Origin of the sequence: Vibrio orientalis CIP 102891 = ATCC 33934, assembly GCF_000176235.1 — a bacterium.
In the GTDB taxonomy this organism is placed as follows: Bacteria; Pseudomonadota; Gammaproteobacteria; order Enterobacterales; family Vibrionaceae; genus Vibrio; species Vibrio orientalis.
This window is the reverse complement of the sequence record NZ_ACZV01000003.1, coordinates 223,967-248,901: the sequence shown is the minus strand read 5'-3', so window position 1 is coordinate 248,901 and position 24,935 is coordinate 223,967. Positions and strand designations below refer to the sequence as shown.

Annotated in this window: 18 protein-coding genes, 4 tRNA genes and 3 rRNA genes; 14 read left to right on the top strand and 11 right to left on the bottom strand. The window is 46.8% G+C overall.

Features of this window, described 5'->3' with window-relative positions; genetic code table 11:
• The gene (locus tag VIA_RS03265; protein ID WP_004410975.1) at window positions 1–582 is read left to right on the top strand and encodes a DNA topoisomerase family protein; all 582 of its coding nucleotides are present in this window, start codon (window positions 1–3) and stop codon (window positions 580–582) included.
• Window positions 583–626: 44 nt separating this feature from the next.
• Here the strand turns inward: VIA_RS03265 and VIA_RS03260 are convergent, their stop codons facing one another.
• Window positions 627–1,760, bottom strand: a complete 1,134-nt coding sequence (locus tag VIA_RS03260; RefSeq protein WP_004410972.1) for a 5-(carboxyamino)imidazole ribonucleotide synthase — start codon at window positions 1,758–1,760, stop codon at window positions 627–629.
• 4 nt (window positions 1,761–1,764) lie between these two features.
• Window positions 1,765–2,250 carry a 5-(carboxyamino)imidazole ribonucleotide mutase gene (gene purE, locus VIA_RS03255; protein WP_004410971.1) on the bottom strand — a complete coding sequence of 162 codons (486 nt, stop codon included), beginning with the start codon at window positions 2,248–2,250 and terminating at the stop codon, window positions 1,765–1,767.
• A 194-nt stretch (window positions 2,251–2,444) separates the two neighbouring features.
• Between purE and tsaC the strand changes: the two genes are divergently transcribed.
• The 4 genes from tsaC (at window position 2,445) to VIA_RS03235 (ending at window position 5,116) form a co-directional block, all read left to right on the top strand.
• Window positions 2,445–3,002, top strand: a complete 558-nt coding sequence (tsaC, locus tag VIA_RS03250; RefSeq protein WP_004410970.1) for an L-threonylcarbamoyladenylate synthase type 1 TsaC — start codon at window positions 2,445–2,447, stop codon at window positions 3,000–3,002.
• Window positions 3,003–3,023: 21 nt separating this feature from the next.
• On the top strand, window positions 3,024–3,941 hold the full coding sequence (hemF, locus tag VIA_RS03245) for an oxygen-dependent coproporphyrinogen oxidase (protein ID WP_004410969.1): 918 nt from the start codon (window positions 3,024–3,026) through the stop codon (window positions 3,939–3,941).
• A 75-nt stretch (window positions 3,942–4,016) separates the two neighbouring features.
• Window positions 4,017–4,850: a shikimate dehydrogenase gene (gene aroE, locus VIA_RS03240; protein WP_004410968.1), complete on the top strand. Its 834-nt coding sequence runs from the start codon at window positions 4,017–4,019 to the stop codon at window positions 4,848–4,850.
• Complete coding sequence (locus tag VIA_RS03235; RefSeq protein WP_004410967.1) at window positions 4,850–5,116, top strand: DUF1488 family protein; 267 nt, start codon at window positions 4,850–4,852, stop codon at window positions 5,114–5,116. Before aroE ends, VIA_RS03235 begins: the two co-directional genes overlap by 1 nt.
• On the opposite strand, the gene VIA_RS03230 is transcribed toward VIA_RS03235, so the two are convergent.
• Window positions 5,109–5,657 carry a gamma carbonic anhydrase family protein gene (locus tag VIA_RS03230; RefSeq protein WP_004410957.1) on the bottom strand — a complete coding sequence of 183 codons (549 nt, stop codon included), beginning with the start codon at window positions 5,655–5,657 and terminating at the stop codon, window positions 5,109–5,111. The two genes, VIA_RS03235 and VIA_RS03230, sit on opposite strands and share 8 nt — an antisense overlap.
• Before the next feature lie 549 nt (window positions 5,658–6,206).
• On the opposite strand from VIA_RS03230, the gene VIA_RS03225 reads away from it, so the two are divergent.
• The 8 genes from VIA_RS03225 (at window position 6,207) to VIA_RS03190 (ending at window position 12,783) form a co-directional block, all read left to right on the top strand.
• A 16S ribosomal RNA gene (locus VIA_RS03225) occupies window positions 6,207–7,760 on the top strand.
• 88 nt (window positions 7,761–7,848) lie between these two features.
• Window positions 7,849–7,924 (top strand) — tRNA-Glu (locus VIA_RS03220).
• Window positions 7,925–7,926: 2 nt separating this feature from the next.
• Window positions 7,927–8,002, top strand: a tRNA-Lys gene (locus VIA_RS03215).
• Window positions 8,003–8,069: 67 nt separating this feature from the next.
• Window positions 8,070–8,145 (top strand) — tRNA-Val (locus VIA_RS03210).
• 356 nt (window positions 8,146–8,501) lie between these two features.
• A 23S ribosomal RNA gene (locus tag VIA_RS03205) occupies window positions 8,502–11,392 on the top strand.
• An 86-nt stretch (window positions 11,393–11,478) separates the two neighbouring features.
• A 5S ribosomal RNA gene (gene rrf / locus VIA_RS03200) occupies window positions 11,479–11,595 on the top strand.
• Together the 16S, 23S and 5S rRNA genes with 4 tRNA genes alongside form the textbook arrangement of a ribosomal RNA operon.
• Before the next feature lie 70 nt (window positions 11,596–11,665).
• A tRNA-Ser gene (locus tag VIA_RS03195) sits at window positions 11,666–11,756 on the top strand.
• A 139-nt stretch (window positions 11,757–11,895) separates the two neighbouring features.
• Window positions 11,896–12,783 carry a LysR family transcriptional regulator gene (locus VIA_RS03190; protein ID WP_004410951.1) on the top strand — a complete coding sequence of 296 codons (888 nt, stop codon included), beginning with the start codon at window positions 11,896–11,898 and terminating at the stop codon, window positions 12,781–12,783.
• A gap of 62 nt (window positions 12,784–12,845) precedes the next feature.
• Here the strand turns inward: VIA_RS03190 and add are convergent, their stop codons facing one another.
• From add to glnA, 6 genes are all read right to left on the bottom strand, one after another.
• Entirely contained in the window at window positions 12,846–13,850 is a 1,005-nt protein-coding gene (gene add / locus VIA_RS03185) for an adenosine deaminase (RefSeq protein WP_004416825.1), read from the bottom strand.
• Between the two features lie 98 nt (window positions 13,851–13,948).
• A complete protein-coding gene (gene gepA / locus VIA_RS03180; RefSeq protein WP_004410949.1) occupies window positions 13,949–16,489 on the bottom strand; it encodes a phosphodiesterase GepA in 2,541 nt (846 codons plus the stop codon).
• Window positions 16,490–16,652: 163 nt separating this feature from the next.
• Complete coding sequence (gene glnG, locus VIA_RS03175) at window positions 16,653–18,056, bottom strand: nitrogen regulation protein NR(I) (RefSeq protein ID WP_004410947.1); 1,404 nt, start codon at window positions 18,054–18,056, stop codon at window positions 16,653–16,655.
• A gap of 35 nt (window positions 18,057–18,091) precedes the next feature.
• The gene (gene glnL / locus VIA_RS03170; RefSeq protein WP_004410944.1) at window positions 18,092–19,138 is read right to left on the bottom strand and encodes a nitrogen regulation protein NR(II); all 1,047 of its coding nucleotides are present in this window, start codon (window positions 19,136–19,138) and stop codon (window positions 18,092–18,094) included.
• 102 nt (window positions 19,139–19,240) lie between these two features.
• Window positions 19,241–19,798 (bottom strand): DUF4124 domain-containing protein, encoded by a 558-nt coding sequence (locus tag VIA_RS03165; RefSeq protein WP_004410941.1) that lies wholly within the window; start codon window positions 19,796–19,798, stop codon window positions 19,241–19,243.
• Window positions 19,799–19,927: 129 nt separating this feature from the next.
• Window positions 19,928–21,337 (bottom strand): glutamate--ammonia ligase, encoded by a 1,410-nt coding sequence (gene glnA, locus VIA_RS03160; protein WP_004410939.1) that lies wholly within the window; start codon window positions 21,335–21,337, stop codon window positions 19,928–19,930.
• 476 nt (window positions 21,338–21,813) lie between these two features.
• Here glnA and typA point away from each other — a divergent pair, with 476 nt between their 5' ends.
• The gene (typA, locus tag VIA_RS03155; RefSeq protein WP_004410933.1) at window positions 21,814–23,643 is read left to right on the top strand and encodes a translational GTPase TypA; all 1,830 of its coding nucleotides are present in this window, start codon (window positions 21,814–21,816) and stop codon (window positions 23,641–23,643) included.
• A 74-nt stretch (window positions 23,644–23,717) separates the two neighbouring features.
• Here the strand turns inward: typA and VIA_RS03150 are convergent, their stop codons facing one another.
• Window positions 23,718–24,242 (bottom strand): AAA family ATPase, encoded by a 525-nt coding sequence (locus VIA_RS03150; RefSeq protein WP_004410931.1) that lies wholly within the window; start codon window positions 24,240–24,242, stop codon window positions 23,718–23,720.
• 9 nt (window positions 24,243–24,251) lie between these two features.
• A complete protein-coding gene (locus tag VIA_RS03145; RefSeq protein WP_004410930.1) occupies window positions 24,252–24,893 on the bottom strand; it encodes a DUF2959 domain-containing protein in 642 nt (213 codons plus the stop codon).
• Window positions 24,894–24,935 lie beyond the last annotated feature (42 nt).

Here is a 24,935-nt window from a genome sequence, read left to right as displayed (position 1 = left end):
ATGAGTAACAAGATTGATCAGACACTGTTTTCAGCGCATGAACATGCGTTGGAACATCAGTCATGTCCTAAATGCCAAGCGGAGCAGCGTGAAGGTGAGCTTCAGCTTCGTCACGGCAAGCATGGCGCTTTCCTTGGTTGTAACCAATATCCTGAGTGTGATTTCATTAAGCCCCTACATCAAAACGATGGTCATATCGTTAAAGAGCTAGGCGTACCATGCCCTGAGTGTGGTAATGAATTGGTATTGCGTCAGGGACGCTACGGTATGTTTATTGGTTGCAGTCACTATCCTAGCTGCCATCACATTGAGTCTCTTGATCAGCCTAAACAAGAACAGGCTCCGCAGACGCACTCGTGCCCTGAATGTCATAAAGGCCAGTTAGTTGAGCGTAAAACCCGTTTTGGTAAACTGTTTTATGCTTGCGATAACTACCCTAAGTGTAAGTTTGCCGTCAATCAGCCACCGGTCGCGGGTAAATGTGAGAAATGTGGCTATCCACTATTGGTTGAGAAAAAGCTCGCCAGTGGCGATAAGCTGCAATGTGCAGACCGAAAGTGTCACCACATTCAACAAGATTAAAAAAAACGGCGCTAAGTGCGCCGTTTTTTGTTTGCTTGACGAAGTTATTCAGAAAAATTGGCGGCAAACTCATGTACCGCAGGGAAAGCGTCTTTATCTAAACTGTCTGCAAGTGTGCAAAGCTTACGCTGCAGTTCTCCGCTGTAGTCACCACAAACGTTGATATGGCCCATCTTACGACCCGCACGCTTCTCTTTGCCATACCAATGAATATGGCAACCATCCATTTCAAGCACCGCTTGAGGAAGAGTATCTTCACCAAGAATGTTGATCATCGAAGTGGAGCGAATCAGCTTAGTTGAGCCTAACGGCAGTCCGCATACGGCGCGCAGATGGTTCTCAAATTGACAGGTTTCGGCACCTTGTTGTGTCCAGTGGCCAGAGTTGTGCACGCGTGGGGCAATTTCATTCACCAGTAGCGTACCATCGACGTCAAAGAATTCTAGCGCTAGCACTCCGACATAGTTGAGCTTGTTGGCAACTGCGGTGAACATCTGCTTGGCTTGCTGTTGAAGCTCAGTATCGGCAATCGCGGTTGAAAGTGTCAGCACACCATTGGTATGCACGTTTTCTGCAAGTGGGTAGACGGCAACACTGCCATCTTTAGCGCGCGCACCGACCAAAGACACTTCGCGACTAAACGGGACGAACTCTTCAGCAACAATTGCTTGGGTCTCGGTAGCGGCGATACATTCTGCCATTTCTGCCCAAATACTGTCTGCCTGAGTTGGATCTTTTAGTCGCCATTGCCCTTTACCATCGTAACCACCCAAGGCACTTTTTAGCACCATCGGAATGCCGACATGTTCAATCGCGCGGTCAAAGTCTTCACGGCTGTTGATGACATAATATGTAGCATTACGTACACCCGCATCATCAAGTAGTCCTTTCTCAATACGGCGATCTCCGCCAGCCTTGATAGCATCGCTTGATGGAAGGAACTTACCGCTTTGCTCACAGACCGCAAGAATGTCGTGAGGGATATGTTCGAACTCCGCTGTGATTACATCGGCTGTTTCAATCGCATTCTCTAGGCCGTGACCAATCACGCTCTGAGTTAATGGGTGAACGACACTTTTACTACCAACATCGTAAGCAGAAATTTCAATGTTCAGAGGAGCGCCTGCCAAAGACATCATACGAGCCAATTGACCTGCACCAAGCACTAAAACATGCATTGCATTAGTCCTCTGCTGGATTTGGGTTGGCTAGAACCGTTTCAGTTTGCTCACTGCGGAACGCTTCGACCTTCGCCATCACTTCTTCATCGTGAGTGCCAAGGATTTGCGCCGCTAGAATACCCGCATTGGCTGCGCCAGCTTCGCCGATAGCTAACGTACCTACTGCAATACCTTTTGGCATTTGCACGATAGAGTAGAGTGAATCTAGACCGCTCAGTGCGCGTGACTGTACAGGTACACCAAGCACTGGTAGTGAAGTGAAGGCTGCCGCCATACCCGGAAGGTGTGCAGCGCCGCCAGCCCCCGCGATGATCACTTTAAGACCACGCTCTTTAGCACTAGTGGCATAGTCTGCAAGAAGTTGAGGTGTGCGATGCGCAGAAACCACTTTCGTTTCGTACTCAACGCCGAATCTGTCTAGCATTTCTGCTGCTAGTTTCATTGTTGGCCAATCTGATTTAGAACCCATGATGATACCGACTTTCATCTCAAACTCCTTCAAAGCTGCGTAGAATTGGTGAGCAAATAATTTGAGCGCATTATACGGGGATTTCATCACTAAGCAAACGTTTGCGTCAGGTTTGAATGAGCAGATGAAAGATTGCCACTTAAATAGCTTTAGTCACGACTTACGATTATTTGTACACTTAACCTAAACCGCGAATCAAATAGGATGCTTAGGTGAGTAACTTTGAGCGAGCACTCAGTGCACTAAAACAGGGTGAAGTGATCGCCTATCCAACAGAAGGCGTGTTTGGGGTTGGATGCGATCCAGACAACCCTAATGCGATAAAGAAGCTACTCGAACTTAAACAACGCCCGGTAGAAAAAGGGCTTATCCTGATAGCCGCTAATTACCAGCAACTGTTGCCTTATATTGATCAACAAGCTTTGAGCGCCGAACAGTTAGAGCGAGTGCAGCAAACTTGGCCTGGGCCTGTCACTTGGATTATGCCAAGTAGTGATAAGGTCTCTAATTGGGTGTCGGGGCAATATGACTCGATTGCCGTGCGTGTGACTGATCATCCTTTAGTACAAAAAATGTGTAATGCATTTGGAAAGCCGCTAACCTCTACCAGCGCGAATTTGACTGGCGAGCCTCCATGCGTAACAACCGAACAAGTTTATCAACACCTTGGTGATAAATTGGTGGCGGTGCTAGAAGGGCAAACGGGTGGTCGAACAAACCCAAGTGAAATTCGTGATGCAAGAACCTCACAAGTATTAAGACAGGGTTAACCCTGCAATAAAGGAAGTCGAATGTCAGCGATAGATAAACTAGCAGTAAAACAATTTCTCATGACGCTTCAAGACTCTATTTGTCAGCAACTAGAGCAAGCCGATGGGAGCGCAGTATTTGTAGAGGATGAATGGCATCGTGAACCCGGAGAGAAATTGGGTGGTGGTGGTCGAACTCGAGTAATGAAAGAAGGAGCGGTGTTTGAGCAAGGTGGCGTTAACTTTTCTCATGTACAAGGAAAAGAGATGCCAGCTTCAGCAACAGCGCATCGACCTGAGCTTGCAGGGCGTCGCTTTGAAGCCATGGGCGTGTCATTGGTTATGCACCCTAATAACCCATATGTTCCAACCTCGCATGCTAATGTTCGTTTCTTTATTGCTGAAAAAGAGGGTGAAGAGCCTATTTGGTGGTTCGGTGGTGGTTTCGATTTAACGCCGTTTTATCCTTTCGAAGAAGACGCGCAATATTGGCACAACACCGCGAAGGAAGTGTGCGCGCCATTTGGTAATGAAGTCTACTCAGAGCATAAAGCTTGGTGTGATAAATACTTCTATCTTCCACACCGCGATGAAACCAGAGGCGTCGGTGGTCTTTTCTTTGATGACCTCAACCACTGGGAGTTTGATAAGTGCTTTGAGTACATTAAAGCGGTTGGTCAAGGTTATACGGACGCCTATCTGCCGATAGTAGAGCGCCGCAAAGAGACTGAATACGGTGAACGTGAACGTCAGTTCCAACTCTATCGCCGAGGTCGTTACGTTGAATTTAACCTAGTGTTTGACCGAGGCACTCTGTTTGGTCTGCAGAGTGGTGGTCGTACTGAGTCTATTTTGATGTCGATGCCACCATTAGCGCGCTGGGAGTATGCTTACCAAGTTGAGCCGGGTTCACCTGAAGCGGAACTGTACGATCATTACCTCAAACCAAGAGAGTGGTAAGACTTTCTTCAATATATAGATAGTGATAGGGTCAATGTTTCGCATTGGCCCTTTTTTAGTTTGCAGGTAAAGGAAATGACTCAGCAAATAGATCGTTATGCCGTTTTTGGTAATCCCATCTCACAAAGTAAATCGCCTTTTATTCATACCCTATTTGCTCGTCAAACCAATCAGTCATTGACCTATACTGCAGAAAGCCCAAACAAAGATGCCTTTCAACAAGCGGCGTCTGAGTTTTTTGCTCAAGGTGGTAAAGGTTGCAATGTTACCGTTCCATTTAAGGAAGACGCTTATCGCTTTGCTACTCGACTAACTGAACGAGCGCAGTTGGCTGGGGCGGTGAATACACTGAAGAAGCTTGATGATGGTGACATTATTGGTGATAACACCGATGGTGAAGGGTTGGTGCAAGACTTACTTCAATATCAGGCGCCTTTAAAAGGAGCTCGAATTTTACTTATTGGTGCTGGTGGTGCCGCGCGTGGCGTTATTAAGCCACTGTTAGATCAGCAACCCGCTGAGATTGTTGTTACCAACCGAACCTTTGCCAAAGCGCAACTGCTGGCCGAAATGTTTGCACCGTATGGAGCGCTAAGCGCTTGTGAGATGAGTGAAGTGAAGCAGCCGTTTGATGTGATTATCAATTCTACCTCTTCTAGTTTGAGTGGGGAGCTACCAGACATATCAGCAGCAATCTTTACTGAACAAGCTGTCGTGTATGACATGATGTATGGCGCGGGGAAAACCACTTTCAATCAATGGGCACATGAGCATGGGGTGGTGCGAGTTTTCGATGGGCTTGGGATGCTTGTTGGTCAGGCTGCAGAAAGCTTTATGCTCTGGCGTGGTTTAAGACCGGGTACAAAGCAAATTTTGCGTGAACTTAGAAAGAACCTTGAGGGGCTGTAATGAATCAATCGATTTTATTTCCGGATATCCAATCCTGGGATGAAGAAAAGCAAGCAGTGCTGTTTTCTGCTCAACAGTCGGGAGCCTTGATTCAATGTCTCGTTGATAAACAAGAGTTAGAAAAGCTATCAGGCCAAGTAATTGGCAATGCACAGCAAGCTCTGGAAGTCTTTTCACAATATCGATTCGATCTTGAAGAGCTTGCTGAAGAACTGATCGAAGAAGAAGAGTTCAATTCACAAGGTAATATAGAGGTGGTTAGCTAATCTCTTTAACCTCGTGAAGGTAATCTTCTTTGTTCTGCACATAGTTGTCTGCCGACTTCTGTAAGAAAGCTCGTTCCTTATCATTAAGAGGGCGAGCTTGCTTGACCGGGCTTCCAACATAAAGGTAACCGCTTTCAAGTCGCTTTCCTGGTGGTACTAGACTGCCAGCGCCAATCATCACCTCTTCTTCTATAATAGCTGCGTCTAACACGATCGCACCCATACCGACTAAAACGCGATCTTTAATGATACAGCCATGCAGCATTACCTTGTGGCCGATAGTGACATCGTTACCAATGATAAGAGGGTAACCTTCAGGGTTTTCCGCGTTTTTATGGGTGACATGCAACACACTGCCGTCTTGAACGTTGGTTCGCTCACCAATATGAATGTGGTTAACATCACCTCTGGCCGCAACAAGTGGCCAAATACTCGAATCGTCTCCTATTTTAATATCTCCGACTAAAACAGAGCTGCTATCTATATAGACACGTTGACCAATTTGAGGTGAAATTCCTTTGTAACTGCGTAGAGAACTCATTTTTTCTCCTTATATAGAGGGGTTTTGGCCTAGAGAGGCAAAGAAAAGTGAGGAAAATAGCTCGTTTTGAATAGAAAATACTCAAACGGCAAAAAAATCAAAAAAAACTGCAAAAAGGGCTTGCCAATGTGATGGCGATCTCTATAATGCCCCCTCGCTGACACGGGAACGGTTCGAAGCTAAGTTTCGAAAAGAATGAAAGCCCAGTTAGCAAGGTCAATTAGCCAAGTGGAAACGCTTGAAAAAAGTTTGAAAAAAGTGGTTGACACTAAACTTTATCTCGCTAAAATGACCGCCTCTTCCGAAGTGATGTGAGTCACAAAGAAGAACGCTCTTTAACAATATAAACCTATCAATCTGTGTGGGCACTCGTTGATGATAATCCAATTAGATACCTCGGTATCAAATTAGGTTTCAATGAAACGAAGTGACCAAACGAGTCTTCGGACTTGGCACAGTCAATTCATTATCGTTCTGTTGGAACGATAATAGCTTTAAAATTACATTAGTAGTTTTGAAGTCAGTATTCATTGAGCCGAACAAAATCTTAAATTGAAGAGTTTGATCATGGCTCAGATTGAACGCTGGCGGCAGGCCTAACACATGCAAGTCGAGCGGAAACGACTTAACTGAACCTTCGGGGAACGTTAAGGGCGTCGAGCGGCGGACGGGTGAGTAATGCCTGGGAAATTGCCCTGATGTGGGGGATAACCATTGGAAACGATGGCTAATACCGCATAATGCCTTCGGGCCAAAGAGGGGGACCTTCGGGCCTCTCGCGTCAGGATATGCCCAGGTGGGATTAGCTAGTTGGTGAGGTAAGGGCTCACCAAGGCGACGATCCCTAGCTGGTCTGAGAGGATGATCAGCCACACTGGAACTGAGACACGGTCCAGACTCCTACGGGAGGCAGCAGTGGGGAATATTGCACAATGGGCGCAAGCCTGATGCAGCCATGCCGCGTGTATGAAGAAGGCCTTCGGGTTGTAAAGTACTTTCAGCAGTGAGGAAGGTGGAGTCGTTAATAGCGGCCTCACTTGACGTTAGCTGCAGAAGAAGCACCGGCTAACTCCGTGCCAGCAGCCGCGGTAATACGGAGGGTGCGAGCGTTAATCGGAATTACTGGGCGTAAAGCGCATGCAGGTGGTTCATTAAGTCAGATGTGAAAGCCCGGGGCTCAACCTCGGAATTGCATTTGAAACTGGTGGACTAGAGTACTGTAGAGGGGGGTAGAATTTCAGGTGTAGCGGTGAAATGCGTAGAGATCTGAAGGAATACCGGTGGCGAAGGCGGCCCCCTGGACAGATACTGACACTCAGATGCGAAAGCGTGGGGAGCAAACAGGATTAGATACCCTGGTAGTCCACGCCGTAAACGATGTCTACTTGGAGGTTGTGGCCTTGAGCCGTGGCTTTCGGAGCTAACGCGTTAAGTAGACCGCCTGGGGAGTACGGTCGCAAGATTAAAACTCAAATGAATTGACGGGGGCCCCGCACAAGCGGTGGAGCATGTGGTTTAATTCGATGCAACGCGAAGAACCTTACCTACTCTTGACATCCAGAGAAGCCGGAAGAGATTCTGGTGTGCCTTCGGGAACTCTGAGACAGGTGCTGCATGGCTGTCGTCAGCTCGTGTTGTGAAATGTTGGGTTAAGTCCCGCAACGAGCGCAACCCTTATCCTTGTTTGCCAGCGAGTAATGTCGGGAACTCCAGGGAGACTGCCGGTGATAAACCGGAGGAAGGTGGGGACGACGTCAAGTCATCATGGCCCTTACGAGTAGGGCTACACACGTGCTACAATGGCGCATACAGAGGGCAGCCAACTTGCGAAAGTGAGCGAATCCCAAAAAGTGCGTCGTAGTCCGGATTGGAGTCTGCAACTCGACTCCATGAAGTCGGAATCGCTAGTAATCGTGGATCAGAATGCCACGGTGAATACGTTCCCGGGCCTTGTACACACCGCCCGTCACACCATGGGAGTGGGCTGCAAAAGAAGTAGGTAGTTTAACCTTCGGGAGAACGCTTACCACTTTGTGGTTCATGACTGGGGTGAAGTCGTAACAAGGTAGCCCTAGGGGAACCTGGGGCTGGATCACCTCCTTATACGATGATTACTCACGATGAGTGTCCACACAGATTGATGGTTTATGTAGTTTAAGAGATGGAACACCCCCCAAGGTGTTCAACTAGTGTCCCGTTCGTCTAGAGGCCTAGGACACCGCCCTTTCACGGCGGTAACAGGGGTTCGACTCCCCTACGGGATACCATTGGGTCGTTAGCTCAGTTGGTAGAGCAGTTGACTTTTAATCAATTGGTCGCAGGTTCGAATCCTGCACGACCCACCATTCTTCTCCACGAAGCATGGCTCTTTATTTTCACTTTTAAAAAGTGAAGACAAAGGGAAACTTATGTGGGCGATTAGCTCAGTTGGGAGAGCACCTGCCTTACAAGCAGGGGGTCACTGGTTCGAGCCCGGTATCGCCCACCATTCTCTAAGTATTTTTGGATAGGAATTTCCAAACCACTTCAGTAACTAGTATGTGGTTAGAATCTCCGACTCTGAAAGTCTTTAGAAAATGACCTTCTTCGGAAGAATCATGCTCTTTAACAATTTGGAAAGCTGACAAATCAACAATTTATTGTTGATTGTAAAGTTCTCAATGTTTGTCTTTATGACAAACACCAATACAACACATTCAAGTGTTCTTGGGAATGTCACTGTTAAGTGACTATTCAAAATTGAGTCCGGCAAAATCGAGTCTGCACATGTATAAAAATGCAGACAACTTTGGTTGTTTAACAACATCCTCAAGATTCGCTTCGCGAAACTCTTTGGGGTTGTATGGTTAAGTGACTAAGCGTACACGGTGGATGCCTTGGCAGTCAGAGGCGATGAAGGACGTATTAACTTGCGATAAGCCCAGATTAGGTAGTAAAAACCACTTGAGTCTGGGATTTCCGAATGGGGAAACCCACGTGCATAAGCATGTATCATTAACTGAATACATAGGTTAATGAGGCGAACCGGGGGAACTGAAACATCTAAGTACCCCGAGGAAAAGAAATCAACCGAGATTCCGAAAGTAGCGGCGAGCGAAATTGGACTAGCCCTTAAGCTTTATATGCGTTAGACGAACGGTCTGGAAAGTCCGGCGATACAGGGTGATAGCCCCGTAGTCGACAACGCACATTCAGTGAAATCGAGTAGGGCGGGACACGTGATATCCTGTCTGAATATGGGGGGACCATCCTCCAAGGCTAAATACTACTGACTGACCGATAGTGAACCAGTACCGTGAGGGAAAGGCGAAAAGAACCCCTGTGAGGGGAGTGAAATAGAACCTGAAACCGTGTACGTACAAGCAGTAGGAGCACCTTCGTGGTGTGACTGCGTACCTTTTGTATAATGGGTCAGCGACTTATATTCAGTAGCAAGGTTAACCATCTAGGGGAGCCGTAGAGAAATCGAGTCTTAACTGGGCGTCGAGTTGCTGGATATAGACCCGAAACCAGGTGATCTAGCCATGGGCAGGTTGAAGGTTGAGTAACATCAACTGGAGGACCGAACCGACTAATGTTGAAAAATTAGCGGATGACTTGTGGCTAGGGGTGAAAGGCCAATCAAACCTGGAGATAGCTGGTTCTCCCCGAAATCTATTTAGGTAGAGCCTCGGACGAATACTACTGGGGGTAGAGCACTGTTAAGGCTAGGGGGTCATCCCGACTTACCAACCCTTTGCAAACTCCGAATACCAGTAAGTACTATCCGGGAGACACACGGCGGGTGCTAACGTCCGTCGTGGAGAGGGAAACAACCCAGACCGCCAGCTAAGGTCCCAAATTATTACTAAGTGGGAAACGATGTGGGAAGGCTTAGACAGCTAGGATGTTGGCTTAGAAGCAGCCATCATTTAAAGAAAGCGTAATAGCTCACTAGTCGAGTCGGCCTGCGCGGAAGATGTAACGGGGCTAAGTAATAAACCGAAGCTGCGGCAATGTAGTTTACTACATTGGGTAGGGGAGCGTTCTGTAAGCCGTTGAAGGTGAGTTGTAAAGCTTGCTGGAGGTATCAGAAGTGCGAATGCTGACATGAGTAACGATAAAGGGGGTGAAAAACCCCCTCGCCGGAAGACCAAGGGTTCCTGTCCAACGTTAATCGGGGCAGGGTAAGTCGACCCCTAAGGCGAGGCCGAAAGGCGTAGTCGATGGGAAACGGGTTAATATTCCCGTACTTCTTATAATTGCGATGGGGGGACGGAGAAGGCTAGGTGGGCCTGGCGACGGTTGTCCAGGTTCAAGTGCGTAGGCTTAAGAGTTAGGTAAATCCGGCTCTTTCTAAGGCTGAGACACGACGTCGAGCACCTACGGGTGTGAAGTCATTGATGCCATGCTTCCAGGAAAAGCCTCTAAGCTTCAGATTATAAGGAATCGTACCCCAAACCGACACAGGTGGTCGGGTAGAGAATACCAAGGCGCTTGAGAGAACTCGGGTGAAGGAACTAGGCAAAATGGTACCGTAACTTCGGGAGAAGGTACGCTCTTGTCGGTGAAGTCCCTTGCGGATGGAGCTAACGAGAGTCGCAGATACCAGGTGGCTGCAACTGTTTATTAAAAACACAGCACTGTGCAAAATCGTAAGATGACGTATACGGTGTGACGCCTGCCCGGTGCCGGAAGGTTAATTGATGGGGTTAGACTTCGGTCGAAGCTCTTGATCGAAGCCCCGGTAAACGGCGGCCGTAACTATAACGGTCCTAAGGTAGCGAAATTCCTTGTCGGGTAAGTTCCGACCTGCACGAATGGCGTAATGATGGCCACGCTGTCTCCACCCGAGACTCAGTGAAATTGAAATCGCTGTGAAGATGCAGTGTACCCGCGGCTAGACGGAAAGACCCCGTGAACCTTTACTACAGCTTGGCACTGAACATTGACCCTACATGTGTAGGATAGGTGGGAGGCTTTGAAGACGGTACGCCAGTATCGTTGGAGCCGTCCTTGAAATACCACCCTTGTAGTGTTGATGTTCTAACATTGACCCCTGAATCGGGGTTGTGGACAGTGCCTGGTGGGTAGTTTGACTGGGGCGGTCTCCTCCCAAAGAGTAACGGAGGAGCACGAAGGTGGGCTAAACACGGTTGGACATCGTGTGGTTAGTGCAATGGCATAAGCCCGCTTGACTGCGAGAATGACAATTCGAGCAGGTGCGAAAGCAGGTCATAGTGATCCGGTGGTTCTGTATGGAAGGGCCATCGCTCAACGGATAAAAGGTACTCCGGGGATAACAGGCTGATACCGCCCAAGAGTTCATATCGACGGCGGTGTTTGGCACCTCGATGTCGGCTCATCACATCCTGGGGCTGAAGTCGGTCCCAAGGGTATGGCTGTTCGCCATTTAAAGTGGTACGCGAGCTGGGTTTAGAACGTCGTGAGACAGTTCGGTCCCTATCTGCCGTGGGCGTTGGAAGATTGAAGGGGGCTGCTCCTAGTACGAGAGGACCGGAGTGGACGAACCTCTGGTGTTCGGGTTGTGTCGCCAGACGCATTGCCCGGTAGCTAAGTTCGGAATCGATAACCGCTGAAAGCATCTAAGCGGGAAGCGAGCCCTGAGATGAGTCTTCCCTGACCCCTTGAGGGTCCTAAAGGGTTGTTCGAGACTAGAACGTTGATAGGCAGGGTGTGTAAGTGCTGCGAGGCATTGAGCTAACCTGTACTAATTGCCCGTGAGGCTTAACCATACAACACCCAAAGGGTTTTGATGGACTCAATACAAGAATATTGAATGTGTTAAGAACTTAACAGCTTTCCGAATTTTAAGAATTTGCTTGGCGACCATAGCGATTTGGACCCACCTGATTTCCATGCCGAACTCAGAAGTGAAACGAATTAGCGCCGATGGTAGTGTGGGGTTTCCCCATGTGAGAGTAGGACATCGCCAGGCTTTAAATACCGTTACCCGTTTAAACGTGTAACCACATCATCAGTGTACTAATCTGACGATGACAATTTGTGGAGAGATGGCTGAGTGGTTGAAAGCACCGGTCTTGAAAACCGGCATACGTTAATAGCGTATCTAGGGTTCAAATCCCTATCTCTCCGCCACATTGAAAAGCCTCGCTAGAAATAGCGAGGCTTTTTCATTATAAGCCCGTTGCTCACGCAACGGGCTTTTTGCGTTTTATGGCTAAGTCTTATACCGATCTTTGGTATGCTATAAAAAATACCTCAAAAGCAGTTGCCGATGATTAATAACGTAAACCTCGCAGATATCCGTTCTTTTGTGCTGATTGCCCAGCTTGGTAACTTTACTAAGGCAGCGGAAGCACTTAATGTCTCTCGCTCTCATGTCTCTCGCCAGATCTCTGCTTTGGAATCTCGCATGGGGGTGAGTTTAGTTACCCGTACAACGCGATCTTTGAAATTGACCTACGCAGGGGAGCGCTTCTATAAGCAATGTGAGTCGGCACTGATGCAGGTAGAGCAAGCTTTGCTAGCTGCAGTTGATGATACTGAGCAGGTGCAAGGCCATATTCGCATCAACAGCGTTGGCGGCCCTTTAGGAGAGGACGTTGTTGCCAATTATGTTGGCCAGTTTATGCGCCAGCATCAGGACATTACCGTAGAAATAGATTTCTCGAGCCCACGTATCGACTTGATTGAAGATCAGTTTGATATTGCTTTCCGGATGGGGAAACTCGAAGACGCGAACTTTATTGGTCGTCACCTGAGCGATATTGAAATGGTGACCCTCGCCAGTCCAGATTACTTAGCGATTTATGGAGAGCCTGAGCACCCGAAACAACTGTTAGAGCATCGAATTTTACGCGGCTCAGTAACTCGTTGGAGCTATCAGCATCAGGCAGATGAGAGTCGTTATGAAGTTTCGGTATCGGCACATCTAGTATGCAAGAATGGGCGAGCGCTCGTGGCTGGCGCGTTGCAGGGCAATGGTATTATCCGCGTGCCTGCGATGTATTGTATGGGTGAAATTGAGCAAGGCTCTTTAGTACCAATTATGAGTGACTGGAAAGTTGAATCAGTCCCTTTTTATGCTATTTATCATCGAGATAAGTATCAGCCCAAGCGGCTCAAAGCATTTATAGACTTTATGCAGCAGCAGTTTAAGTAGCAGCCAGTCTTGGGTACAAAAAAGCCGACAACAATGTGTCGGCTTTTTTGTGTAATGCTGAATTAAACGCGATTCGCAACCTTGTCTTTTAGCGCTTGTTTTTCTGCGTCTGAGATAAACGCCAGTTCAAGGCCATTGATCTGAGCTTGACGGATCTGCTCTTGAGATAGACCTGCTTGAGGCGCTGCAACCTCGTATTCGTAAGGAAGTTCAATACCTTCAACTGCTGGATCGTCAGTGTTTAGACATGCTAGAACACCGTGTTCAAGGAACTGCTTAAGAGGGTGGTTGGTTAGTGACTCAACAGTGCTGGTTTGGAAGTTAGAAGTCAGACATGACTCAATACCAATGCGGTTTGCTGCCAAGTAGTCCATTAGCTTAGGATCGTGGATAGCTTTTACGCCGTGGCCGATACGTGTTGCACCTAGCTCTTGAATTGCTTGCCACATACTTTCTGCGCCAGCGGCTTCACCAGCGTGTACGGTAACATTAAGGCCTGCGTCTTTTACTTGTGTAAAGTGTTTAACGAAGCGATCGCCAGGTTGACCAAGTTCATCACCAGCTAGGTCAACTGCAACAATGTGATCTTTTTGAGTCAGGATTGCATCTAGCTCTTGCTGACATGCATCTGTACCAAATGTACGGCTCATGATACCAATTAGGTTCGCTTTGATACCAAAGTCACGCATACCCGCTTGCACGCCGTCAACAACCGCTTCAACCACACCTGCAACTGGAAGCTTGTGTTTCATCGCCATGTAGTATGGAGAAAAACGCAGTTCAGCATAATCGATTTGAGCATTAAGAGCGTCTTCAACGTTTTCGTAAGCAACACGTCGACAAGCATCTAGGTCACCCAGTACAGCGACACCCCAGTCTAACTTTGAAAGGAACGCAACAAGTGATGGCTCCGCTTCAACGATTTGAACGTGTGGAGTCAGAGACTCGACATCGTAAGCAGGTAGAGCAACACCAAACTTCTGACCTAATTCTAGGATTGTTTTTGTGCGGATATTACCATCAAGGTGACGGTGCAAATCTGTGAGAGGAAGATTTTTGGTTATCATTATCGTCGTTCCAATTAAATTAATTGTGCTAAGTATAAGAATCAAAGAGAGAAGTGTCAGTAGACTAAGAGCAGAAAACCAACCATATATGTTGGTTTTTATTTCATGTTAACCAAATCTGTTGGCCACTCATCGAATGGCACTGGCCGGCTATAGAGAAACCCTTGCCCTTGTTGGCAGTTGAGTTGAGTCAACATTTGCGCCTGCTCTGACGTTTCGATACCTTCTGCGACTAAGGTTACTTTCATACCCCGTGTCATATTAATGATTGCCGCAACAATTGAAGTGTCTAAATCCTGTGGGGAAAGTTTCTCGACAAAGGTACGGTCAATTTTGATGCAATCAAATGGCAGCTTATGTAAGTAGGCCAGTGAGCTATAGCCGGTACCAAAGTCATCAATGGCAATATGAACGCCCAAATCTCTTACAGCCTGCATATTTTGTATGGTGACGGGATCATTATCAACAATGCGTGATTCAGTAATTTCTAAGGTGAGGTTACTCGGGTTCAATGTTGATTGAGTTAAGACTTTTTGCAACGTTGAGATGAAATCTGGTTGAGAAAGCTGATTCACCGATAAGTTGACGTGCATATGGAAGTTAGAGTTCCACTTGCCTTCTTTAATACCTCGAACTGTATCATTACAGGCTTGGAGTAGAATTTGTTCCCCGACTGCCTCGATTAAGCCACTCTCCTCTGCTATCGGGATAAACTCCAATGGTGAAATCAGCCCGGAAGATGGCGACAACCAACGAGCAAGTGCTTCAGCACCGATTACCTCACCACTGCTGAGGTCAATTAAGGGTTGATAAAAGGGAGTAAATTCTTTGTGCTCTATCGCGTCTTTAATTTTTGCGACCATCAGGGTACGTTTACGTGAAATATCAGCCATTTCAGGACGATAGAAACTGATGTTTGACAGCTCCCTTTTGGCATTGCTTAGGGCGATGCTGCCATTGCGTAGCCACAATGTCATATTGAAATCTGGGCCATTTTCGACTATTCCAATCGATATATTAACAATGACATTGTCTTGACCCATGATAAAAGGCGAAGCGAATATCTGATGAGTACGGTTAGCGCTTAGAATGAGTTCTTGTTCGGTTTGTTTCTTCGGCGTGTAAATAGCGAACTCATCGCCGCCTATTCTTGCTAAATAGTGATCTTCGGAATAAATCGAATGTAACCGTTGAGAGATATTGATGAGTAGCTGGTCACCTTTGTAGTGCCCTAGGCTGTCATTGATATCGCGAAATTTCTTGATACCGACTAGCATTAAAGAGCCATTGAGGGTTGGCAGCTTATCACAGCTCTCGATAAGGCCTTCTCGGCTATATAGCTTAGTCAGAGAATCATAAAGCAATTGGGAACGCAGTGCGCGGAATGAGGCTTTGAGGTTATTGGCCATTTCATTGAACGCATACACTAACATGGTTGTTTCGTAAATATTGCCGGGTTGAGGCATGGTGCTTTCCCAATCTCCCTTGGCAAGGTGTTTTGCTGCACTCGCGGTTGAAGTGATCGGTGCTACGACCCTGTTGAACGCAAACAATCCCAATGCAATCCCAATCAGACTAGCGATGATACCAATGACCCAACTGTCTCTCTGGCTTTCTGGGAGCTTGCCGAGTAAGTCAGATTCTGAAATAGCGACGCCGATATACCATTTAAGGCCATACTCATCCACATAGGGAGTTAGATGGTTAAAGTAGCGCTGATTATTAATTTCGAGAGAGTAGCGTTGGTAGCCATCTTGTGAGTAAAGTGCATTCGCTTCAGAATATTTGGCATTGGCTTTTACAATTGGATTGGCGCTCTCGGTTGCGAGGAGTCGTTCCCCTTTTTTACTAAAAGGTGTCCCCCAAGAAATCACAGTGCCATTTGTTGAGTGGGCCACTAATCTTTTCTTGTCATCGACAAGGTAAATCACAGCATTGGTTTGCTGCTGCTGATCTTTTAGAAATGAATTGAAGGTGTCAATTTTGACGTCTGTGACCACTACACCTTGAAAGTCTCGATCATAAAATACGGGTGTCAGAGCGGATAACGTGATTTCTTGTCTTTCATCAGCATTGGCATAGATGGATGACCACATGGGTGCAAGGCTTTTTGCTACGGGGGCGTACCACGGGCGAACCCGAGGGTCATAGCCGCCAATGACGGAGCGAATATCTTGGCTGATGGTTTGACCTCGATAAATCACTAATTGTTGTTCGGTCCGGTCATCTTGAACCATCAAGGTGTAACCCTTGTTTGGTTCTTTTCTAAAGCCAACGTATTCTGCGCCTTCGCCACCAAAGCCAATCACATCCAACTGAGTGATGGAATTATAGAGTGAACGAAAAGAGGTCAGGAAATAGTGTTCAATGTCACTGGTATCACCCTGCTGGTAGAGGCGGTTGAAGCCAATTGAGTGGCTAAGAGCAAGGCTTGCTTGAAAAGGTTCATTAAGAAAGCGATTTAACTCAAGCGTGACGTTATCAGTCAAAGCCGATAGTTGTTTATCACTAATATCAACGACCATTTCTTCATAGCTATGTTTTTGCACCGTCACTATAACCCCGATAGTAATGATGAAAATCATTACAAAAGGCAGTACAACCGCGGTTCTTAGCGTGATTTGTGTGGTCGTTGACATAAATAGCTTCTATGATTACCGTACTGTGTATTATATCTTTTATGGTAAATGCAAGCGAGGCTTTAGGTCAAAAAATAGGTAACTTCGCTCTAACTTTAATAGCATAGAGTAAATATTACCTACGAATGATGATGAATTTTGCTCGGGCTGCGAACTCTGCTAATTAATAAAGCTCCTTTAGCTTTCGCGTTAGAGTGTTGCGTCCCCAACCTAAAACTTTCGCTGCATCTTGCTTATGGCCATTGGTATGTTCCAATGCTGCTTCCAAAAGTATACGTTCAAATTCAGGAAGTGCGTAAGAGAGAAGCTCTGTATCACCTTGAGTCAGCGAGTTTCTCGCCCAACTTGCCAATTGTTGCTGCCACGTTCCTGAAACAGTTTGTTCTCCTACAGCTTTCTCTTCGAAAAGCTCTGGTGGGAGATCGCTTGGAAGTACCTCACTACCACTTGCCATAACGGTTAGCCAACGGCAGATATTTTCTAGTTGGCGAACGTTACCAGGCCAATTTAGCTGAGTCAGTTTGTCTGCTGTTGATGGGTGGAGTGTTTTAACATCGACCCCTAACTCTTCCGCAGCTAGAGCCAAGAAGTGTAATGTTAGCTTTTCAACGTCCTGCTTACGCTCACGCAGTGCTGGGATCTGAATACGAATCACATTTAAGCGGTGAAATAGGTCTTCGCGGAAGTCTCCTTTATGCACCAACTTTTCAAGATTTTGGTGAGTCGCGGCTACGATTCGTACATCCACTTTGATCGGTGAATGGCCGCCAACACGATAAAACTGCCCATCGGCGAGTACCCTTAGCAGTCGAGTTTGAATGTCGAGGGGCATATCACCGATTTCATCTAAGAAAAGCGTGCCGCCATTGGCTTGCTCAAAACGCCCTTGCCTGACGCTGTTCGCTCCAGTAAATGCGCCTTTCTCATGGCCGAAAAGTTCAGACTCGATCAGGTCCTTTGGGATCGCCGCCATATTAAGAGCAATAAAGGGTTTACTTGCTCTTGGGCTATGGCGGTGCAACGCATGGGCGACCAACTCTTTCCCCGTACCAGACTCACCATTAATTAGTACAGAGATGGAAGAGCGTGACAGCCTGCCAATGGCACGAAATACTTCCTGCATTGCCGGCGCTTCACCAATAATTTCTGGTGGTGTGTAGTCCTCTTCAGCCAATGAGGCTTGATCTTGTTTTTGCTCTTGGCTGTGAGCAATCGCGCGTTCGACCAGCGTCAGTGTTTCATCAACATCAAAAGGTTTAGGTAGGTATTCAAATGCGCCTTTTTGGTAGGCGTTTACTGCAGCATCAAGGTCGGAGTGCGCCGTCATGATAATCACAGGCAGTTCTGGAGAGCGATCGTTGACTTGCTTTAACAGCTCTAAGCCGTCCATTCCTGGCATGCGAATATCAGAGACGAGCACATCGGGAGTTTCACGTTCAAGCGCCATTAGCACGCTTTCTGCATCCGAGAAGGTCTCGCATTTTATATTGGCTGATGAGAGCGTTTTCTCCATCACCCAGCGAATGGAACTGTCGTCATCAACAACCCAAACATACCCTTTACTCATAGTCTCTTCCTTCCGGCAATGCCAATAACGTCAAATTAAATTGGTAAATATATAGTGAATGTTGTTCTACCAGGCCAGCTCTCGACATCGATCTTACCTTGGTGTTGGTCGATAAGGTTTTGGGCAATGGATAAACCTAGCCCAGTGCCACCTTCTCGCCCACTGACCATTGGGTAGAAAAGGGTATCTTGTAGATCCGCAGGAATGCCTGGTCCGTTATCGATAATTTCGATACGGGCGGCGAGCTTGCAACGTTGACCGTGGATATTGGCTTGATGCACCGTTCTGGTGCGAATGGTGATTTGGCCATTGTCTTGCGCACGCAGAATTTGCCCGGCATTACTCACGATGTTGAGCAGTGCCTGCTCAATTTGCGCCGCATCCATTAAAATTTCGGGCAAGCTCGGATCGTAGTCTCGTTCAATATCGATGCTTTGATTTGCTTCCAAATCGACCAGTTGGCGAACTTTCTCTAAGATTAGATGCAAGTTTTCCTGCTTCTTTTGTCCTGGCTTCTGAGGGCCAAGTAGTCTGTCGACCAAAGCTCTGAGTCGATCAGCTTGCTCGATAATGATTTGGGTATATTCGGTGAGGCTAGGATCGGGCAGCGTTCTTTCCAGCAACTGAGCGGCACCTCTTAAACCACCTAGCGGGTTTTTAATTTCATGTGCTAAACCACGGACTAATAGCTTTGCTGCTTGTTGCTGTGCGTGCTGATTAAGCTCTTGGCTAAGGCGACGTTGCTGTCCGATTTTGCGCATTTCGACCAATAGCATTAACTCTTTATTCCACTCAATTGGGCTGACCGTGACCTCTAGCATCAGTGGTTTACCGTCGACAACAAAGGTCACGTCACTATCGGTAATGCTTTGCCCGCTTTGTAATGGCTGAGAGAGTAAAGCGAGGTCCATCGAGGCGTGTTGAATGAGGTGTGAAAGTGGATGCCCGGTAATCCGTTTGGCGCTTTGAGAGAAAAGTTGTTCTGCTGCTGGATTGGCATATTTCACCTGCAACGATTCGTTCATAATCAAAATCGAGGTGACTTGGTGATTTAAAATAATATCGTTTAGATCGCTATCCACTGCTTTTCCCTATCCTTGAATTACTTTGCACTAAGTTGGTGCAAGTTATTTTTCAAGTATGGCGCATTCAACAACAGAACTGAAGTGAAATAGTGAGATGCCTCAAGCTTTCGGGGCTATCGGCACTGGTTTCACTGTTGAGCGTTGTAAATGCATCGTAATAGGTTGAGACGATGCAATAAGCTTGCCGTCCCTAACTACTTGAATAACCAATGAGTGTGAGCCACGGTCGATATTCTTTAATTGCCAATTTGGGGTTGTTGTCGGCGTGCCATATGCTTCGCCATCGAGGGTCAATTGCAGCCGTTCTCCGGCCATTAGCTGACGGTTTAACTCTGCTTGTACCGTGATTGCACCATTATTACTCCTTAGCGCTTCATCATGGCTAGGGGAGGTGATGGTGATGGTGATGGCCAGTGTCTTAGTCGTAACAGCTTGAGTTTGTGGTTGTTGTGCTGCTATTTGCTGAGAAGGCTCTAATTGAGGCGGAGCAGTGGGCAGCTCAACATCGGGGAACTTGATCGCTTGAGCTTGGCTATGGTTGGGTGCATCGTCGAGGTGCAAAGCACCGTCTTGGTCGATCCAAGTGTAGATAGTTTGGCTGGATGCCAGCGCACTAAATAGTAGTGCGGCAATTCCGCAGCAACTAGTGACTTGCATAGTCTGTCCTCATCGAGCAATGGCGACATACTAGCAGGGGCGTTTTTATTTGGGATAATAAAAAAGGCTCGCCTGCGAGGCGAGCCTTAAATTCATGCAACACGATCGAATGTTAGCAATGAAAGTCGATTATACAGAGTAGTAAAGTTCGAACTCTAGTGGGTGAGTTGTCATGTTTACTTTCTCTACATCTTCAGATTTCAGACCGATGTATGAATCGATGAAGTCGTCAGAGAATACACCGCCAGCTGTTAGGAACTCACGGTCAGCATCTAGTTCTGCTAGTGCATCTTTTAGTGAGTAAGCCACTGTTGGGATTTCTGCTGCTTCTTCAGCTGGAAGATCGTAAAGGTCTTTATCCATCGCTTCGCCTGGGTGGATCTTGTTCTTAATACCGTCAAGACCAGCCATTAGCATTGCTGCGAAACATAGGTATGGGTTAGCCGCTGGGTCACCAAAGCGAACTTCGATACGACGAGCTTTAGGGCTTGGTACCACTGGGATACGGATAGAAGCAGAGCGGTTACGAGCTGAGTAAGCAAGCATAACTGGCGCTTCGAAGCCTGGTACAAGACGCTTGTACGAGTTCGTTGATGGGTTAGCAAATGCGTTGATTGCGCGCGCGTGCTTGATGATACCACCGATGTAGTAAAGTGCCATTTCAGATAGGCCGCCGTACTTATCACCAGCAAATAGGTTAACGCCATCTTTTGCTAGAGATTGGTGAACGTGCATACCAGAGCCGTTATCACCAACAAGTGGCTTAGGCATGAATGTCGCTGTCTTACCAAATGCGTGAGCAACGTTGTGTACAACGTACTTATAGATTTGGATTTCATCCGCTTTGGTTGTTAGCGTGTTAAAGCGAGTTGCGATTTCGTTCTGACCAGCAGTTGCTACTTCGTGGTGGTGCGCTTCAACAACAAGACCCATCTCTTCCATGATTAGACACATTGCAGAGCGGATGTCTTGAGATGAATCAACTGGAGCTACTGGGAAGTAACCACCTTTAACGCCTGGACGGTGACCTTTGTTACCTTCTTCGTACTCAGAACCTGTGTTCCAAGCTGCTTCCACGTCATCAATCTTGAAGAAAGAACCTGACATGTCAGTTGCGAATTTTACGTCGTCAAATAGGAAGAACTCTGGCTCAGGGCCGATAAGTACTGTGTCAGCAACACCAGTAGAGCGCATGAAGTCTTCAGCGCGCTTAGCGATAGAGCGTGGGTCACGGTCATAACCTTGCATAGTTGCAGGTTCAAGGATGTCACAACGGATGTTTAGCGTTGCATCTTCTGTGAACGGGTCAAGAACCGCTGATGATGCGTCAGGCATCATTACCATGTCTGATTCGTTGATGCCTTTCCAGCCAGCAACAGAAGAACCATCGAACATCTTACCTTCTTCGAAGAAGTCTGCGTCAACTTGGTGAGAAGGTAGAGAGATATGCTGCTCTTTACCTTTAGTATCAGTAAAGCGTAGGTCAACAAACTTAACTTCGTTTTCTTGGATCAGCGATAGAACGTTTTCTACTGACATCTTGGATAACCTCCAGTGTTATTAATTCGGTATTAGCGTGATTTGTTATAAATCCAGCATTGATTAATTTCATTTCAATCGTATTAATCGATGCTGATTTTACTAAAGCTAAAACCGTGCCAAAAAATTAATCCATTAATTTTCAATAAATTAGCGGGCTAGGTTCAAATGTGATGCACTGTTTTGCACCAAAATGATCTTGATGTGCACCAATTTGGTGCTTTTGCTTGGTTATGCACCAAGAGTAAACAAAATCGACTTCCATTCAGCCGAGTTTTGCCCTTGATGTCAATGGAGATTTCCCCTTACTCAGAGGCAGCTTGCGTTTCATCAATAAATTATCTTCGCAAAACTAGCGAATCAGATCACATATTTCTGGGTTTTTCGCTAGAATCTGGTACATTATGGCCGTTTTTTTAATCAAATAAGTTTGCCGAGATTTTCGGCGAGCTACTTATATCGAGCGAATCAAATCCATGGCTACTCCACAGATTGATAATTTAAGAAATATCGCGATCATCGCGCACGTTGACCACGGTAAAACTACACTGGTTGATAAACTACTACAGCAATCAGGTACTTTAGAGTCTCGCGGCGAAGTTGAAGAGCGAGTCATGGACTCAAACGACATCGAAAAAGAGCGTGGTATTACCATTCTTGCTAAGAACACAGCAATTAACTGGAATGATTACCGTATCAACATCGTAGATACTCCGGGACACGCGGACTTCGGTGGTGAAGTTGAGCGTATCATGTCTATGGTTGACTCTGTGCTACTTATCGTTGACGCAGTTGATGGTCCAATGCCACAAACGCGTTTCGTAACGCAGAAAGCGTTTGCTCACGGTCTTAAGCCAATCGTTGTAATCAACAAGATTGACCGCCCTGGCGCTCGTCCTGATTGGGTTATGGATCAAGTATTCGACCTATTCGACAACCTAGGTGCAACTGATGAACAGCTAGACTTTAAAGTGGTTTACGCTTCAGCACTTAACGGTTGGGCAACGCTTGAAGAAGGCGAAACTGGCGAGAACATGGAACCACTATTCCAAACTATCGTTGACGTTGTTGACGCACCAAATGTTGACCTTGATGGTCCGCTACAGATGCAAGTTTCTCAGCTAGACTACAGCTCTTATGTTGGTGTTATCGGTGTTGCACGTGTAACTCGTGGTAGCGTTAAGCCAAACCAACAAGTAACAGTGATCGGTGCTGACGGTAAGACTCGCAACGGTAAAGTGGGCACAGTAATGGGCTACCTAGGCCTTGAGCGTCACGAAATTTCTGAAGCGAATGCTGGTGACATCATCGCGATTACAGGTCTTGGTGAGCTGAAAATCTCTGACACTATCTGTGCGCAGAACCAAGTTGAAGCGCTACCAGCACTGTCTGTTGACGAACCAACAGTAACAATGACGTTCCAAGTAAACACTTCTCCATTTGCGGGTAAAGAAGGTAAGTTCGTAACGTCACGTAACATCCTTGAGCGTCTAGAGAAAGAATTGGTTCACAACGTAGCACTACGTGTTGAGCAAACAGACGATCCAGACAAATTCCGCGTATCAGGCCGTGGTGAACTTCACCTATCTATCCTGATCGAAAACATGCGCCGTGAAGGCTTCGAGCTTGCTGTATCTCGTCCAGAAGTAATCATCAAAGAAGAAGATGGTCAGCTAATGGAACCGTTTGAAACAGTAACGATTGACGTTCTTGAGGAGCACCAAGGCGGCATCATGGAAAACATCGGCCTACGTAAAGGTGAGCTGAAAGATATGGCACCAGATGGTAAAGGCCGTGTTCGCATGGACTTCGATATGCCTTCTCGTGGTCTTATCGGTTTCCAAACTGAGTTCATGACGCTAACGTCTGGTTCTGGTCTTCTATACCATACGTTTGATCACTACGGTCCACACAAAGGTGGTCAGATTGGTCAACGTATCAACGGTGTTCTAATTGCGAACGCTGCTGGTAAAGCACTGACTAACGCACTGTTTAACCTTCAGGAACGTGGCCGTCTATTTATCGGTCACGGTGTAGAAGTTTACGAAGGTATGATCATCGGTATTCATAGCCGTGACAACGACCTTACAGTAAACGCACTGAAAGGTAAGCAGCTAACTAACGTTCGTGCATCAGGTACTGATGACGCTCAGGTTCTTACTCCGCCAATCAAGCACACTCTTGAGCAAGCTCTAGAGTTCATTGATGAAGACGAGCTAGTAGAAGTGACACCTGAAAGCATCCGTATCCGTAAGAAGTTCTTAACGGAAAGCGATCGTAAGCGTGAAGCACGTAACGCTAAATAATTTTAGCGCTTAGATGAAAAAGCCCCGAGTAGTGATACTGCTCGGGGCTTTTGTCGTTTAGGAGACTATGTGGGCTAGAGGTTTAGTGTTTGCTGGATAAAGCCAACGCGCTCTTCTAGCGACATAAAAGGTACCTCAACCACCTCAAACCCTAGTTGTTGATAAACGTCGACTAAGGCGTTGTGAATCGCTACAGCGCCTTCAAATGGGTAAGGCCTCACCTCATCTTGAACATAGATGCCGCGCTCTGGGCGACAGAAAAAAGCTTGTCGATGATAGCCTTGGCTTTCTGCTCGGTAGTGAGGCTCTATTTCTAGCCCTGCTTGCTGCAAGTACCCGCAAATATCAGGAATCGCCCGATCGAGAAATGCCACATCATGTTGGCTGGCTTGCTGCTTTTGCGTAGCCATAGTGGCAAGGCATAAGCGAGCAAACTCTGGCAGATCAACCCAAGGTAAAACACCATTGGTCAATTGGCTTTGCTCTTCAATCAACTGACGAGATGATTCAGCAAAGGTCTGATAGTTATTCGCGCTGAGCGCATCGATCAGTGTGGTTTTGCCTGCACCAGGCCCACCAGTGATGATGATAGGTAGCATCGGCGTGGGTTACTTCTGATTTAAACGATCGAGAAACTTATCCGATTCAGCAATCGCGGCATTCATCTGTTTGATTGCGTATTGAATGTCTTGCTCAAGGTTAGTGAATTCACCTTGAAGAGCGCCAATCGCACTGGCATTGAGGTTATGCTTTAAGTAGAGCGTATTGTCGCGCAAGGTGTTCAATACTGGTGTCATTTTGTCTTCAGCACGCTTCATCGCAGATAACATGGTGTTGTATGAACGTTGAGTCTCTTTTAGCTTTTGTTCGCTAGCTCGGCGTAGTGAGTTGCTGGTGTAGAGCTCCAGTTCATCTTGCCACTCTGAAAATAGCGCGTCTGAGACATCTTCAATTGCAGCAATACGATCGCTAACGTCTTGAGCTGCTTTTTCACTGTCTTGATACTTGTCGTTAATCTGGTTATAAACCGTTTCAAGTTCACCACCATCAAAATTGGTCAGGGCGGACAGAGCTTCAAGGGCACTAGTAAATTCTTGCTGTGCGTCCTGTTGTGACTCTTTCGCGTCCTCAACGCGATCCACCATAATGTCGCGTTTGTGGTAGCCTACTTGTTCCATCGCAGAGTAATAGGCTGATTGACACCCTGTGAGGGTGAAAATAGACAATACAATAGCCAGTAAGTACGGCATGATGGGTTCCTTTCCTTTAGAATTAGAATGTTAGGATGACTG

What these genes read in the sequence shown, in the direction of transcription:
- typA (WP_004410933.1), top strand. Translation starts at nt 21,814, where the DNA reads ATGGCTACTCCACAGATTGATAATTTAAGAAATATCGCGATCATCGCG.
- add (WP_004416825.1), bottom strand. Translation starts at nt 13,850, where the DNA reads ATGATAACCAAAAATCTTCCTCTCACAGATTTGCACCGTCACCTTGAT.
- VIA_RS03265 (WP_004410975.1), top strand. Translation starts at nt 1, where the DNA reads ATGAGTAACAAGATTGATCAGACACTGTTTTCAGCGCATGAACATGCG.
- VIA_RS03260 (WP_004410972.1), bottom strand. Translation starts at nt 1,760, where the DNA reads ATGCATGTTTTAGTGCTTGGTGCAGGTCAATTGGCTCGTATGATGTCT.
- glnA (WP_004410939.1), bottom strand. Translation starts at nt 21,337, where the DNA reads ATGTCAGTAGAAAACGTTCTATCGCTGATCCAAGAAAACGAAGTTAAG.
- gepA (WP_004410949.1), bottom strand. Translation starts at nt 16,489, where the DNA reads ATGTCAACGACCACACAAATCACGCTAAGAACCGCGGTTGTACTGCCT.
- VIA_RS03235 (WP_004410967.1), top strand. Translation starts at nt 4,850, where the DNA reads ATGAATCAATCGATTTTATTTCCGGATATCCAATCCTGGGATGAAGAA.
- purE (WP_004410971.1), bottom strand. Translation starts at nt 2,250, where the DNA reads ATGAAAGTCGGTATCATCATGGGTTCTAAATCAGATTGGCCAACAATG.
- hemF (WP_004410969.1), top strand. Translation starts at nt 3,024, where the DNA reads ATGTCAGCGATAGATAAACTAGCAGTAAAACAATTTCTCATGACGCTT.
- VIA_RS03150 (WP_004410931.1), bottom strand. Translation starts at nt 24,242, where the DNA reads ATGCTACCTATCATCATCACTGGTGGGCCTGGTGCAGGCAAAACCACA.
- VIA_RS03145 (WP_004410930.1), bottom strand. Translation starts at nt 24,893, where the DNA reads ATGCCGTACTTACTGGCTATTGTATTGTCTATTTTCACCCTCACAGGG.
- aroE (WP_004410968.1), top strand. Translation starts at nt 4,017, where the DNA reads ATGACTCAGCAAATAGATCGTTATGCCGTTTTTGGTAATCCCATCTCA.
- VIA_RS03190 (WP_004410951.1), top strand. Translation starts at nt 11,896, where the DNA reads ATGATTAATAACGTAAACCTCGCAGATATCCGTTCTTTTGTGCTGATT.
- VIA_RS03165 (WP_004410941.1), bottom strand. Translation starts at nt 19,798, where the DNA reads ATGCAAGTCACTAGTTGCTGCGGAATTGCCGCACTACTATTTAGTGCG.
- VIA_RS03230 (WP_004410957.1), bottom strand. Translation starts at nt 5,657, where the DNA reads ATGAGTTCTCTACGCAGTTACAAAGGAATTTCACCTCAAATTGGTCAA.
- glnG (WP_004410947.1), bottom strand. Translation starts at nt 18,056, where the DNA reads ATGAGTAAAGGGTATGTTTGGGTTGTTGATGACGACAGTTCCATTCGC.